Raw genomic sequence first — 13123 nt, 5'->3', positions numbered from 1 at the left:
AGCAATATTTTTTATAATTAAAAATATTGCTTCTAAACTTCTTATCCATTTATGATTTTCTATAAATTTTATAGCTGTTTTTTATGAAAATATTCACTTGAAATTTGTAGATTTTATCTTTTCAAAAAAAATTTTTAAAGGTAATCGTTTTCTCTAAACCCTTGCTACATCTTTGCTCACATATGCTATTGACATCTATTATTGGATAATATACTATTAACTCAAGAGTAAAACTCTTGAACTCATATTCGTTTATAATTTTATTCGTAACTTTATTTCATGGGACTAGCTACCCCATATCGTACTCACTCATATCCCTTTTAAAAAGGGTAACCTTTAGTCGAAAACTAAAGGTTTTTTATTTTTTTGCAACTCCAAAACTTATAACTCTTAAAATCTAAAATATTCTATAGCTAGATTAGTAAAAATAAAAACCGCCGATAGTTATCAGCAGTTTTTATTATTCTCTATTCTATTAATAGCAGAAGAAAGAACATTAATACTATTAGTAAGACTTTCAAGTTTGCCTTCTATTCGTACTAGTAAATAGATAGAAATAGCTATGGGAAACCCTACATTTCCAATTAAATTAATAATATTGTCCATATTCAGGCACTCCTCTCACTACTTACATATATGCAAATAGCTAAGAATTACACCTATTCCTCTGAATACTCATCTATGATTTTTCTTGCTAATTTTTTTATTGCACTAGCTTGAGCTATTAAAGTCATAACTGTTAAAAAGACAACTATTCTTTCTGTTTCTTTTTCATTTAATTGGAATGGCTTTATTAACTCTTTTATCATAACTTCATCTACAAGTCCCTTTTCCTGCAAATCACTAAATGCATTTTTCTGTATCTCTGTAAATGATTTGTAAGCACTTTCCCAAGGGATTATATCATCAGTTCTATCATTAATATCATTAAATGCCAATCTAAATACTTTTTTAATCTCATCAGAAGTTAAAATTGGTCTCATGTGCCCTAAAAGCACTAGTTCAGTTAAATGAACCTTTGTATAACCTCTTTTCTTACCATCTTGAGGTTTTGATACAACTTCATTTTTAACATAATTTTGAACTATATTATTAGTAAAATCTTCACCTTCAAATCTATCATTTAGATAATCTACAACTTGTGATAAGAATAGATCATATTCCGGTAAATCACTAAAGGGTATTATATTGGAATCAATTACATTTTGGGATATACTCAATAAGTCATTTAAAATAGACTCCTTGTTTTCCATAACCTTCACCTCCAATGCTTTTATATCTTTAGAATTCCTTGATCAGTTCTTGAATTATTAGTACCGTCTAAAATTTCAGCTTTAGTAATAAATCAAGTTTTAGTTTTGGAAATCTTAAATTAATAATATTATACAGTGTTATTAACCATCTTACAAGTTAACCACAACACCTATGTGTATTTTGTTTGCATTTACATATATATAATTATGCACATATTTTCAATTATTATAAACATATACAAAAGCACTTAAATAACTTTACTTTATACACCTTTTAATGTAACTTTATTTTGTAATATAGTACCCTCTGCCAATCTAAGCTTTACTGCATTGGCACTTTCAACATAACATATCTCTTCCCCATTATTTAACCGTATTATACTTTCATCCATATACAAATCATCTATACAGTGTAGATTTACGTATGCAAAACACTTATCACCATCAACTAGTGGTTTTGTAGTTTTTATAGGAATCATAACAACTCCCTTTCTTACGTATATAGGTTTTAAATTTTTACCACCTATGAGCTCTGCGCTAAGTTTTCTTAACTTATTTATATCCGTAAGATTAATTGTACAAAAATCATCAATAACTTTTCTCATGGAATAGCGAGTTACAAAACAGCCTCCGGTCTTTAAATATATCTTTGTTACTTTTCCTATGTTGTCTTTATAATCTGGTACAAATGCACATGCATTAATTAACTTATCAATATATTCACATCTCATAATTCACTTCTCCCCCATTCACTATAAATTCTACCACCAAACACTTGTTCGCATCAAGATTTTTTACATTTTTTCCTTCGACTATTTTAGACTACGACCTTTTTGCAAACAAAATTTATAACTGTGCACAATCTATACGTTTTGGGGATAAACATAAAGTTATCCACAAGAACATGTGTATTACTCCACAATTTTGTGGATAAACTAAGGTCTTTTATCCTAGTTTTATCAATATCTCTCCCAGAAATTAAAAAAGTTATCCACATATACCAAATCGGCCATGTGGACAAACTGTTTAAACTTTTTGTTATTTTTTAGCAATTATCAACGAATTCTTTCGGAATTTATTGGTAAAATTTTTATTTTTACTCTCGCGCTACATGTGATGTATTTAAACTTTTTATTTAATTTCTACGTACTTATAACTAATTTTATGATCTCATTAACCTACTAATAAAAAATTGATTCTATCTATAAGTTCCATTGTTGAAATCAGATTAAATTTATAGCTTTTCTTTGCATGTAGCATCTATATAAAAGTTCTATATTCCTGAATAAGATTCTCCATAAAAATTTTAAAAGCATCTTCCTGATTATCATCATCTTTAAGAGATAGAGTAGCATAAACATCACAAAACGAAACAGCTATAATCATAGGTGCAATTTCTTTATACTTATTAAAGAAATCTTCTATAGCTTTTTTCTGTGACATCCCACCAGCCTTAAATATCCTAAGAGGATGCATATGCCCTTCTATTATAGTAGTAATAATTTCTATAGCTTCTTTAGGAAAGCCTAACTTTTTAAGTGCCTCTTCTGTTATCCTTGCTCCAAGTTCATTATGATTTGTAAAGGATACTTGCCCATTCTCTTTTTTATATGCTGCAAACTTTCCTATATCATGAAGAAACGCTGATATAGCTATGTAATCGTACAGTGAGAAATTTTGTACAAGTTTATCTATCAATACATCTTTTATACCATTTAAAGATAATCTGCCTGATATAAGGTCTTTAAAATTCCTATAAGTCATCTCCATATGTGTATAAGCATTTACTACATGATATTTGCATTTACCGATAGTTTTAGCTTCCTTTATATATGGAAAAATATTTTCAAGGATCTCATATCTATCTAAGAACTCAATGGCATTACCATATAAATCTTTACTAAAAAGCGATAGTAAAGCTTCATACAATTCATCTTTATCACTTTCATCGATCTTATCCTTATATAATCTTATATGTTCTTCAGTAAAACCACCTAAATGCATTCCATTTTCTAAAGATAACTTTATAGCAGTAATTATTCTTATCGGTGCCTTACTTATGCTCTCTTGCATCACTTCATTAACTAATTTACTTTTTATATCTCTGCGACCATTATAAGGATCAATCATTTTATTATCCTTTATATCTAACGCAATGGCATTTACAGTAAAGTCTACTCCCTGTAGATACTCCTCTATATTTTGGCCTTTATTAGTCCATATATACAGTTCTTCCGATTCTTTTGTTTTCTTATGGCCTCTTTGCTTATCTTTTAACTTATCAAACTTAAACTCGTGGGCTTCTAGATATTTTATAAGACAAGCTTCATTACCATCAACAACTATGTCAAGTGTTTTTGGCTCTTTGGAGGAATCCTTAAGCTTATCTCTAACATATTCACCAACTATATATATTTTATCTTCTTTATTCTTCATATAACTTTTTAAAAGCTGTATAGTTTCCTTCATAACTTCACCTTCTATACTTGTTTATTTAAGCTAACTTCTCGTTTAAATTCAATTGGGGTACTAGTTTAAATCCCTTATTTTTAGTTAATACTGTTAATATTGAAAATATATTCTTATTCATTTAATAATTCATTGCTTTTATTCCTAATATATTATGCCATAGTATTATGCTGAATTACTACATAATATAAATCCACGCTAAGGAAATTGATAAAATTTATATATTTTTTTATTTTACTTGCAAATGGTTTGCATTTACATGTTTTTTTGAGCATAATATTAATTATGAATAGCAAATTGTATTTGTTCATTTTTATTTCATTTTAAGCAACTTTGTGCATAGTTAATAGTCTAAAGGAGTGATACTGTGATAGAAATCAAAAGCTTGTCCTTTTCTTATAATAATAAAGCACCCTATATAGTTAATGATGTATCACTAAAAATTAATAAAGGTGAATATGTATCTATTATAGGTGAGAATGGATGTGGGAAAAGTACACTAATAAAACTTCTTCTTGGAATAGTGAAACATTCCAAAGGTTCTGTAGCTATAAATAGTCCTAAAATAGGTTATGTTCCTCAGCGACTAGACAGTAATAGTAGTTTTCCAATTACAGTGAATGAAGCTCTCCAAAGCCATCTCAAGGCTTTAAAGCTTAAAGATAAGTCTCTTGTAGATAATATTCTAGATTCACTTGGTATGAAAAAATATAAACATAGACTAATAGGTAGCTTATCTGGTGGACAACAACAGAAAATTTTTATAGCTCGTGCCCTATTAGGTGAACCTGAAGTACTTATATTAGATGAACCATCTAATAATATAGATGTAAAAAGCCAAGAAGAAATATATGGAATAATCAAAGACTTAAACTTAACAAAGGGTGTTACCGTTGTGTCTGTTGAACACAATCTTAAAGCAGCCAGAGACAACTCAACTCATATTTTTGAGATGACAAACAATACTACAAAACTATTTGATGTAGAAAAATACATTGCATTTAGTGATCTATGTGAATAGGGGGTACCAATGTTACAATACGAGTTTATGCGAAATGCCCTATTAGGTGCGTTATTTATATCAATTCTTTGCCCTACTGTGGGTATTTTTTTAGTTTTAAAAAGATATTCTATGATGGGAGACACCTTAGCTCATAATTCCTTTGCTGGCATAGCCTTAGGTCTTATGATTGGTGCTAATCCACTTTTATCAGCTTTTGTAGTAACTTCAGTTGCTGGACTTCTTATAGAATTTCTTAGGAAATACTTAAACAAATATGCTGACCTTATAATGTCCATTGTTTTAACTCTCGGTATTGGAATTGGAATTACATTGATTAGTACAGGAAAAGCTTCTGGAAATATAAATTCTTATCTCTTTGGTAGTATGCTTACTGTAACTAAAGGTGAATTAAAGACAATGGCTATTTTAGGAATTATAACAGCAATTACTTTGATATTTATATTCAATGATTTAGTATATATAACCTTTGACGAAGAGGGCGCAAAAATCGCTGGAATAAAGGTAAAGTTAATAAATTATATCTTTATCCTTCTTGTAAGTGCTACTATAGCTGTTTCTGTAAAGATAGTAGGAATATTGGTTATCTCCTCAATGATAACTCTTCCTGTAGCTACTGCCTTACAATTTAAAAAAGGTTTTAAGGCTACTATGATTATAGGAATCTTCACTGGCATCATAGACATTATGCTAGGATTAATTTCTTCCTATTATTTAGATGCTGCACCTGGAGGACTTATCGCCTTAACTTCCGTAATTGTTTTATTATCAGTTATAGTCTTAAGAAGATTACTTTCAAACATCTCTGCTTTAAGAAATTAGTCTCATAAACTACTGAATTCTGTAGGATTTATAATATGAAATTTAACTTACTTTTACATGAGAAACTAGTAAATGAAAGCTTTTAAATAAATATATAAGATGTTTTTAGACATTAATACCATAAAGCTGCTATTAATTATAGTAGCTTTATTTATTTTTTGATGTATAAGCTAATGATGTACATGGAAACCCTATAAATAGTATTGTTTTTGTCACTGAATTGACACAATATTATACTAAGATATAACTATAGAATATTAATATAACTTGGGAGGTATATTATATTATGGATAACAATTTTAATAAAGAAAATGAATTAAATCAAAACAATAATACTGTTGATTCTAATGACATTAATACAATAAATGGACAAAACAATGAAAGTTCTTATACAAACAATACTGATAATACTGCCCCTATAAATTTTACAATGACTTCATCAGATTCAGAGACTTCAAATGACACTTCGGATTTTACATCAGTATTACCTGAAACAAGCCCTGCAAGTACTGAAAACCAATTTAATGAGCCAATTAAAAAGAAACGCACTGGCTTTACTGGTGGAAAATTTGCTCTGGGAGTAATCTCAGTAATAACAATTTCCGTTTTAAGTGGAGTTCTTGGTGGAGTTATAACTCATAAATATATAGGAACTAAGCCAATAACCCAAACTGCTACAGCTCCAATAAATTATTCTAATTATGCACCTATGAATGAAGCTGTAACTGGAGGTATGCCTGTACCTCAGATAGTCGAAACTGTTAAAGCAGGGGTTGTTGCGGTCTCATCTAAAACTGTAAATCAATTAGGTCAACAAGGTGAAAGCGTAGGATCTGGCTTTATCTTTAGCAAAGACGGTTATATAATGACTAATTACCATGTTATCGAGGGAGCTTCAGAAGTTACTATATTATTTAATGATAATTCGCAAGCAAAAGGTAAGGTAGTAAACTATGATGCAAACTTAGATTTAGCAGTAATCAAGGTAACTGATAATAAAGAAATGCCTGCTGTATTAGAGTTAGGTGACTCTTCTAAACTTGTTACAGGCCAACCAGTAGTTGCTATAGGTAATCCTTTAGGCACAGAGTTCTTAGGTACTGTGACTACAGGTATAATTAGTTCTACTAATAGAGATGTGAACGGTAATTCATTCCTTCAAACAGATGCTGCTATAAATGCTGGTAACAGTGGTGGTCCTCTTTTAAATGATCAAGGTCAAGTAATAGGAATAAACACACTTAAAATGAGTGGTAGTTCTGAATCTTCTAGTACTGCTTCTGTAGAAGGTATGGGCTTCTCTATACCTATAAATGTAGCTAAAGAAAAAATAGATGCCTTAATAAAGCCTGCACTAGTATTAGGTATTTCTTGCAAAAACATCACTAGTGATGTTGCTGAATATTATAGTATTCCTGAAGGAGTAGCAATTATGTCAATTACAGAGTTCAGTGCCGCTGAAAAGGCTGGGCTACTACTTAATGACATAATAACAGAAATGGATGGTAAGCCAGTTAAAACAGTAGCAGACATAAATACTATAAAGAATTCTCACGTATCTGGAGATACTATCAAATTTAAAGTATATAGAGATAAAAAGTATTTAGATATTAATGTAACACTTAGCTAATTATCTCTTAACAAAAGGTTGTCAGACTTGGCAACCTTTTTTTGTGTTATTTAGTACAAATCGCTATATATCTCTAAATATAAAACTTATCACCTAGAATTTAATGATACACAATATGAAAAAGAGGCTGTTAACGAGAGTCTATAAAGTTGCTTATTAATGCATCCTATAGACTTTTTTCACAGTCTCTTAAAAATCTACATTACTTTTATCAACACAGTACCAATTAGATATGAAAATATTATTAAAGCTTATCTACATACTATTTTATAGCTACTTAAGTGGAAGAATAAAATAAAACCTAACACCAGTTTCAGTATTTTCTACACCATAGCTGCCCTTATGTAGTTTTATAATATTGTTTACTATAGCTAAACCTAAGCCTGTTCCACCTAATTTTCTTTCTCTTGCTTTATCTACCTTATAAAACTTACTCCAAATTTTTGATTGTTCTTCCTCTGGGATCTTTTCTCCAGTATTCTCTATGGAAACATATACCTTATCATCATAGTTATTCGTATATACCGTTATAGTTCCATTATCGTCGCAGTGACGTGTTGCATTACTTAATAGGTTAGTTATTATCTCGTTGATTCTAAACTTTTCTCCAAAGGCATTATGGCCCTCATATTGCCTATTGATACTTATATTCTTTTTCTCTAATTCATTTTGAAATTTTCTAATCTCCAGTTCAATCATTTCTTGTATATTGAAAGAAACTTTATCTAATTCAATTGTTTCATTCTCAAGTCTTGATAGTTCTAGCATGCCTTCGACTAATTTAGCCATCTTTTCTGATTCATCGATTATTATATCTAATGATTCTTCAAGTTCCTCACCTTCGAAGACATCATCTTTTATACCTTCTGCATACCCTTTTATCAAAGTTATAGGGGTTTTTAATTCATGAGATGCCGCAGCAATAAAATCCTTTCTCATTTCCTCTAACCTTTTTCCCTTTTCTATATCTTCCTTAAGCTTAATATTTGCAGCAGTAAGCGAAGACAGTGCATTATTTAAATTATTCGAAAGAATATTTAAACTTAATGCGACGCTACCTATTTCATCTTCCCTATCAATTTCAAATGGCTCAGAGAAATCTAAGTCTGCCATTTTCATAGCTCCTTCATTTATCTTCTTTAAAGGCTTTGTTACAGCCCTTACAAAGAATACAGTAATTAAAAACACCACAAAGACGGATAATATAATAAAATATTTATAAACTGAACTCATTACATCTATAGCATCATTTATTGGTTGCAATGATGTGTATCCAATAATTACAGCTTTCCTAGTTTCATTGCATTCCATACTCACTACGCACTTTAGGTTTTTATCTAAAAATGTAATTGTCTCACCTGAATATAAACGATTTAGCTTATCCTCATCTAATATCGGTGACGCTATTATAGCATCTATATCCTGTTCCCTTCTATCGCCAGTCTCATCAGAGGATGGTATAATTGTCTCGCTTCTTACATTTTCCCATCCCATTGCAGTGGGTATTCTCCTAATAGGAAATTGATTATTGCTAAGAAGTACAACTAATTTAATATTCCCCTCTTGTTCAAGTTTTTTTATCTTAAAATATACTTCTGTACCCTCTACTATCCCCTCAAATTCCTCTTTGAAAGTGCTTACAGTTTTCGTAACAGAATCTCTTTTTACATCTTTATACATTCTTTCTAAGAAAGTTTTTTGAAATACAATAGTAAAAGTTAAAAATAACATAAAAAAAATCGATGTTATTATGAACAATTTAGTTGCTATCTTCATACTTTTAAATCTCATAACTATATACACCAACCTATAAAAATAATCATTAATCACATATACATATATATTTTACCATATAAAAAAGAAAATAATTAGCTTTCTCTTTATCTCTTATATATACTAAGAAAACGACATACATTTTATATACTAAATTATACATTTGTGTAGAAAATTTATTTTAAGTCATATTTATTATAAATATTCACAAATTTCTTTCATTTTCTGTAATTATTTCAAATTCACTGTTGACAATTTGCAATAAATGGTTATAAAATAGTAAATAAAGAAAGTTTGGTCGACAAAATTCATTTTAAATAATATTTTCTAAAAAAGCATTGACTTATACTGTAATTTTTGTTACTATTTCATAGTACGATTTGTCGAGATATGTAAAGAGGAGGACTTACCAATGAAATCAACAGGTGTAGTTAGAAGAGTAGACGAACTAGGAAGAATAGTTATTCCAATCGAATTAAGAAGAACTTTAGACATAGCAGAAAAAGATGCGTTAGAAATATACGTAGATGGTGAAGAAATAATATTAAAGAAATATGAACCAGCTTGTATATTCTGTGGAGATGCAAGAAACGTTGAAAATTACAAAGGTAAAAATATTTGCCATAATTGTTTAGAAGAATTAAAGAAATAATTCTCTAACAAATAAAAGGCTGTGTAGCAATACACAGCCTTTTATTTATATGAAAATATTGATAATGACATCTATAATTGTATGCTGTATAAGTTCACCATTTAGCCACCTTAGTTAGTTCAAATCTCCCTTTTCACTATAAATACTATGTGATGTTACCCATTAGTGATGATGGTTACAATTAAAAGCTCAGAACTCCAGCTGTATTTGTTCTTATGCCAATACATCCTTTAATAATTATACAGAAAAAAACGTATACGAAAACAAGCACCATGTCTATGGTGCTTGTACATTTTTAACCTATAATTCTTCTAGCAGCAGAGAATTCACTGTTATTACTCAAATATGCGTTTTGAAGTTTTTTTCCTGTCTCTGGAGAATGAACATACATTCCATCTCCAATATACATACCAACGTGATGTGGTGCATATGGATCACCAAAGAATACTAAATCCCCTGGTCTTAAGCTAGCAATATTTGGTTCAACAGGTTGTCCATCTTTTATTTGAGTATATGTTGTTCTAGTTATATTATACCCACATTGCCTATATACATATTGTACGAACCCTGAGCAATCAAATCCTTCCTCTGTCGTACCAGCATCTGCATAATAAATACCTTTTTCTCTAAGTCTTTCTGCTTCTCTTAGTAAAGCTCCTACATCGCCAGAATATAAAATTTCACCTCTTGATGGTTCAACAGATACACCAGCCCCAGTTGTGCTGCTATTACCAGTTCCTTGTGTTAACTTTTGTTCCATTTCATCATATTCTGCTTTAATAATTGCATATGCACCTTCACTAGAATTTAATAGTGCTTGTACCTCTGCACGTTGAGCTTCAGCTTGAGCCAATAATGGTTGTTGCTTCGCTTTTTCTGCATTCACTTGGTCTATTGATTGTTGTTGTTGTTGTTGTAAATCAACAAGCTCTTTTTTCTTTGTCTCTAAATCTTCACTCTTATCTTTAAGTTCTTGCTTTTGCGCTTCTAAATCTGCAAGTAGCTTTTTATCGTGATCAGCAATCTTCTTAGCGCCTTCAATTTTTCCTATTAATTCACCTAAGTTTTTAGAGTCAAATAAAATTTCGATGATATTTTGACCCCCACGCTTGTACAAAGCTTTCATTCTTTCTTCAAAACGCTTTTGGTTTTCATCGACTTCCTGTTGCTTAGCTTTAATATCTTCCTCTGTTTTCTTTATATCCGCTTCTGTATTTCCTATATTTTCAGTTGTTTCTTGTTTTTTAATAACTAGATCAGTAATTTTCTGATCATATTTTTGAATCTCAGTTGTTATTTCCGCAACTTTTTTCTCAGCAGCTTCAACCTTCGCTCTTGCTTCATCAACTTGTGCTTGGCTAGCTTGTACCTCTGCTTCAGTTGGGACAGCATATGTACTAACTGATGGTAATGTTATGCTTATAACTAAACCAACAGCCACTAATAATTGTGCAATGCGCTTATTCATATTCTCGTTCTCCCCTCACTCTTCCGTATAACTTTTTCTCAAACCTTATTTTTTCGTAACTTTAGCTTATTTTATTATAGCAGATTTAAAATTTTATGACAACGGATACATAAGTCTCTAATAGGATTACGCCGGATTATCTTATAATTCTACTTAAATACTCCTTTTTTTTGCTTTATTCTACCCAATTTCCACAACCCCGCTAAAACAAAGGCCTCATCCGCCATATTTAATCTATATCTATTGAATATTTGTAGACATCATTCTTCGCCATACCCCTTGCCTTAGCAACAAGCTTTATAGCCTCTTTTTTACTATGACCTTGCTTCATCTCCATGACAATATGATCCTCTATGGTCATATGTTCCCAAGTAGCTCTTTCTTCCCTATCTATCTCTTCTAAGGTCTTTCCTTCTAAAACTAATACAAATTCCCCTTTTGGAGAATTCTCATTAAAGAATTCATAGGCTTCTTCTACAGTTCCTCTAAAGATACTTTCATATAGCTTAGTTATTTCTCTACATATAGCTATTCTACGGTTTCCTAATCTATCTTTGATATATTGAAGTGTTTGCACTATTCTATATGGAGATTCATAAAAAATTAAAGTATCCTTATAATTCTCTATATCAGCAAATAATGCTTCTCTTTCTTTATTCTCCCTTGGGAAAAATCCTCTAAAGGTAAAGCTTGTTGTATCTAATGCTGAATAAACCAAGGCTGTTATAACCGCTGTAGCTCCTGGAATAACCTCAAAAGGCACATCTTCAGCCACTGCTCTTTCAATCAAGATAGAGCCTGGGTCTGAAATCCCTGGCATTCCTGCATCACTAACCAATGCTATATTCTTACCTTCTTTAACAAGTTCTAATATGTCAGCACTTTTATCCTTCTCATTATACTTATGATAACTAATCAAAGGCTTTTTAATCTCAAAATGATTTAAAAGCTTAAGAGTCACCCTAGTATCCTCTGCTGCAACCATATCGCACTCCTTTAAGGTATCCAATGCTCTTATGGTTATATCTCTTAAATTTCCAATAGGGGTTCCTACTATATATAACTTACCACTCATACTTTAATCCTACCTTAAAAATCTATTATTTCTACTCGAATATTATGATTTTTTTCTTATATAATTTTCACTTATGATTTTATATAACTTTCGCTTATAAACCACCAGTATTACCTACCATATATCTCATCTATTTCTCTAGTGTAGCTTCCATCTTCCTCATGGACATATAAAGGTGTATCCCACTTTAAGAATGCACCACCAAATTTCTGTCCTTCCACTAACACTATATTAGGAGCTTTCCCAACTGAAGGATGAACCATTCTAACTCTCTTTGGTTCTATATTATGTTTTCTCATTAGACAGAATATATCTGCAAGCCTATCTGGTCTATGAACCATGTATAGTCTTCCATTATCCTTTAAAACTGCCTTAGAGGCGATTATAACGTCTTCTAATGTACAAAGGATCTCATGCCTAGCAATAGCATTCTTATCATTAGGATTAATTAACCCCGAGTTTTGGAGCTTATACGGTGGATTAACTGTTACCACATCTACTAACCCTAAGGTTTTTAAAAAAGCTAAGTCCTTTAAGTCCCTACAATGAAAACTTACTCGCTCTTGCAACTTATTATATTCCACAGTCCTATCTGCCATTTCAACGAATTCATCTTGAATCTCAATTCCTACTATAGAATTGCTCTCTGTTTTTCCTGCTAGTATAAAAGGAATTATCCCAGTACCCGTACATAAATCTATAACTCTATGACTTCTTTTAACATTAGCAAAGTTTGCAAGCAATACTGCATCTACACCGAATCTAAATGCGTCCTTCTTCTGTATTACTTGTATATCCTTTAATTGCAAATCATCCAAAGTCTCATCAGCTTTCAAAAAATCCATATTTATTACCTCTCACGTTTCATCTCATCACTTGTATTATTCTAACACAAAGTTTTTTTAATTGCATTAGAGTATAGACAGCAAAAAACCCAGTACTTTCAGAACAATTAATTTC

12 protein-coding genes are annotated in these 13123 nt (G+C 30.7%); 4 read left to right on the top strand and 8 right to left on the bottom strand.

The genetic code is table 11. From position 1 onward, the window contains the following. Window positions 1-447: 447 nt before the first annotated feature. The 4 genes from CLOCEL_RS22135 to CLOCEL_RS00735 all read right to left on the bottom strand — a co-directional run bounded on the left by CLOCEL_RS22135 (window position 448) and on the right by CLOCEL_RS00735 (window position 3722). Complete coding sequence (locus CLOCEL_RS22135) at window positions 448-606, bottom strand: YvrJ family protein (RefSeq protein WP_010075361.1); 159 nt, start codon at window positions 604-606, stop codon at window positions 448-450. A gap of 53 nt (window positions 607-659) precedes the next feature. After that, window positions 660-1253 carry a DUF1836 domain-containing protein gene (locus CLOCEL_RS00745; RefSeq protein WP_010075360.1) on the bottom strand — a complete coding sequence of 198 codons (594 nt, stop codon included), beginning with the start codon at window positions 1251-1253 and terminating at the stop codon, window positions 660-662. A 263-nt stretch (window positions 1254-1516) separates the two neighbouring features. Then, a complete protein-coding gene (locus tag CLOCEL_RS00740; protein WP_010075359.1) occupies window positions 1517-1984 on the bottom strand; it encodes a hypothetical protein in 468 nt (155 codons plus the stop codon). 529 nt (window positions 1985-2513) lie between these two features. Then, the gene (locus CLOCEL_RS00735) at window positions 2514-3722 is read right to left on the bottom strand and encodes an HD domain-containing protein (RefSeq protein ID WP_010075358.1); all 1209 of its coding nucleotides are present in this window, start codon (window positions 3720-3722) and stop codon (window positions 2514-2516) included. Between the two features lie 367 nt (window positions 3723-4089). On the opposite strand from CLOCEL_RS00735, the gene CLOCEL_RS00730 reads away from it, so the two are divergent. The 3 genes from CLOCEL_RS00730 to CLOCEL_RS00720 all read left to right on the top strand — a co-directional run bounded on the left by CLOCEL_RS00730 (window position 4090) and on the right by CLOCEL_RS00720 (window position 7195). Further along, window positions 4090-4743 (top strand): metal ABC transporter ATP-binding protein, encoded by a 654-nt coding sequence (locus tag CLOCEL_RS00730; protein ID WP_010075357.1) that lies wholly within the window; start codon window positions 4090-4092, stop codon window positions 4741-4743. A gap of 9 nt (window positions 4744-4752) precedes the next feature. Further along, window positions 4753-5565: a metal ABC transporter permease gene (locus CLOCEL_RS00725; protein ID WP_010075356.1), complete on the top strand. Its 813-nt coding sequence runs from the start codon at window positions 4753-4755 to the stop codon at window positions 5563-5565. 286 nt (window positions 5566-5851) lie between these two features. Beyond that, window positions 5852-7195, top strand: coding sequence for a S1C family serine protease (locus CLOCEL_RS00720; protein ID WP_010075355.1), 1344 nt, complete (start codon window positions 5852-5854; stop codon window positions 7193-7195). Between the two features lie 273 nt (window positions 7196-7468). Here the strand turns inward: CLOCEL_RS00720 and CLOCEL_RS00715 are convergent, their stop codons facing one another. Further along, window positions 7469-8986 carry a sensor histidine kinase gene (locus CLOCEL_RS00715; protein WP_010075354.1) on the bottom strand — a complete coding sequence of 506 codons (1518 nt, stop codon included), beginning with the start codon at window positions 8984-8986 and terminating at the stop codon, window positions 7469-7471. Window positions 8987-9380: 394 nt separating this feature from the next. Here CLOCEL_RS00715 and CLOCEL_RS00710 point away from each other — a divergent pair, with 394 nt between their 5' ends. Then, on the top strand, window positions 9381-9620 hold the full coding sequence (locus CLOCEL_RS00710) for an AbrB/MazE/SpoVT family DNA-binding domain-containing protein (RefSeq protein WP_010075353.1): 240 nt from the start codon (window positions 9381-9383) through the stop codon (window positions 9618-9620). 295 nt (window positions 9621-9915) lie between these two features. On the opposite strand, the gene CLOCEL_RS00705 is transcribed toward CLOCEL_RS00710, so the two are convergent. The 3 genes from CLOCEL_RS00705 to CLOCEL_RS00695 form a co-directional block, all read right to left on the bottom strand. Further along, a complete protein-coding gene (locus CLOCEL_RS00705) occupies window positions 9916-11088 on the bottom strand; it encodes a C40 family peptidase (RefSeq protein WP_010075352.1) in 1173 nt (390 codons plus the stop codon). A 229-nt stretch (window positions 11089-11317) separates the two neighbouring features. Beyond that, on the bottom strand, window positions 11318-12163 hold the full coding sequence (rsmI, locus tag CLOCEL_RS00700) for a 16S rRNA (cytidine(1402)-2'-O)-methyltransferase (RefSeq protein WP_010075351.1): 846 nt from the start codon (window positions 12161-12163) through the stop codon (window positions 11318-11320). A gap of 110 nt (window positions 12164-12273) precedes the next feature. After that, the gene (locus CLOCEL_RS00695) at window positions 12274-13008 is read right to left on the bottom strand and encodes a tRNA1(Val) (adenine(37)-N6)-methyltransferase (protein WP_010075350.1); all 735 of its coding nucleotides are present in this window, start codon (window positions 13006-13008) and stop codon (window positions 12274-12276) included. Window positions 13009-13123 lie beyond the last annotated feature (115 nt).

Origin of the sequence: Clostridium cellulovorans 743B (genome assembly GCF_000145275.1) — a bacterium.
Classification (GTDB): Bacteria; Bacillota; Clostridia; order Clostridiales; family Clostridiaceae; genus Clostridium_K; species Clostridium_K cellulovorans.
The sequence above is the reverse complement of the archived record's forward strand: the minus strand, read 5'-3'. Positions and strand labels throughout refer to the sequence as shown.

Bases quoted from the DNA above. Each gene is read 5' to 3' on its own strand.
- CLOCEL_RS22135 (WP_010075361.1), bottom strand. From the start codon at position 606: ATGGACAATATTATTAATTTAATTGGAAATGTAGGGTTTCCCATAGCT.
- CLOCEL_RS00745 (WP_010075360.1), bottom strand. From the start codon at position 1,253: ATGGAAAACAAGGAGTCTATTTTAAATGACTTATTGAGTATATCCCAA.
- CLOCEL_RS00740 (WP_010075359.1), bottom strand. From the start codon at position 1,984: ATGAGATGTGAATATATTGATAAGTTAATTAATGCATGTGCATTTGTA.
- CLOCEL_RS00735 (WP_010075358.1), bottom strand. From the start codon at position 3,722: ATGAAGGAAACTATACAGCTTTTAAAAAGTTATATGAAGAATAAAGAA.
- CLOCEL_RS00725 (WP_010075356.1), top strand. From the start codon at position 4,753: ATGTTACAATACGAGTTTATGCGAAATGCCCTATTAGGTGCGTTATTT.
- CLOCEL_RS00720 (WP_010075355.1), top strand. From the start codon at position 5,852: ATGGATAACAATTTTAATAAAGAAAATGAATTAAATCAAAACAATAAT.
- CLOCEL_RS00715 (WP_010075354.1), bottom strand. From the start codon at position 8,986: ATGAGATTTAAAAGTATGAAGATAGCAACTAAATTGTTCATAATAACA.
- CLOCEL_RS00710 (WP_010075353.1), top strand. From the start codon at position 9,381: ATGAAATCAACAGGTGTAGTTAGAAGAGTAGACGAACTAGGAAGAATA.
- CLOCEL_RS00705 (WP_010075352.1), bottom strand. From the start codon at position 11,088: ATGAATAAGCGCATTGCACAATTATTAGTGGCTGTTGGTTTAGTTATA.
- rsmI (WP_010075351.1), bottom strand. From the start codon at position 12,163: ATGAGTGGTAAGTTATATATAGTAGGAACCCCTATTGGAAATTTAAGA.
- CLOCEL_RS00695 (WP_010075350.1), bottom strand. From the start codon at position 13,008: ATGGATTTTTTGAAAGCTGATGAGACTTTGGATGATTTGCAATTAAAG.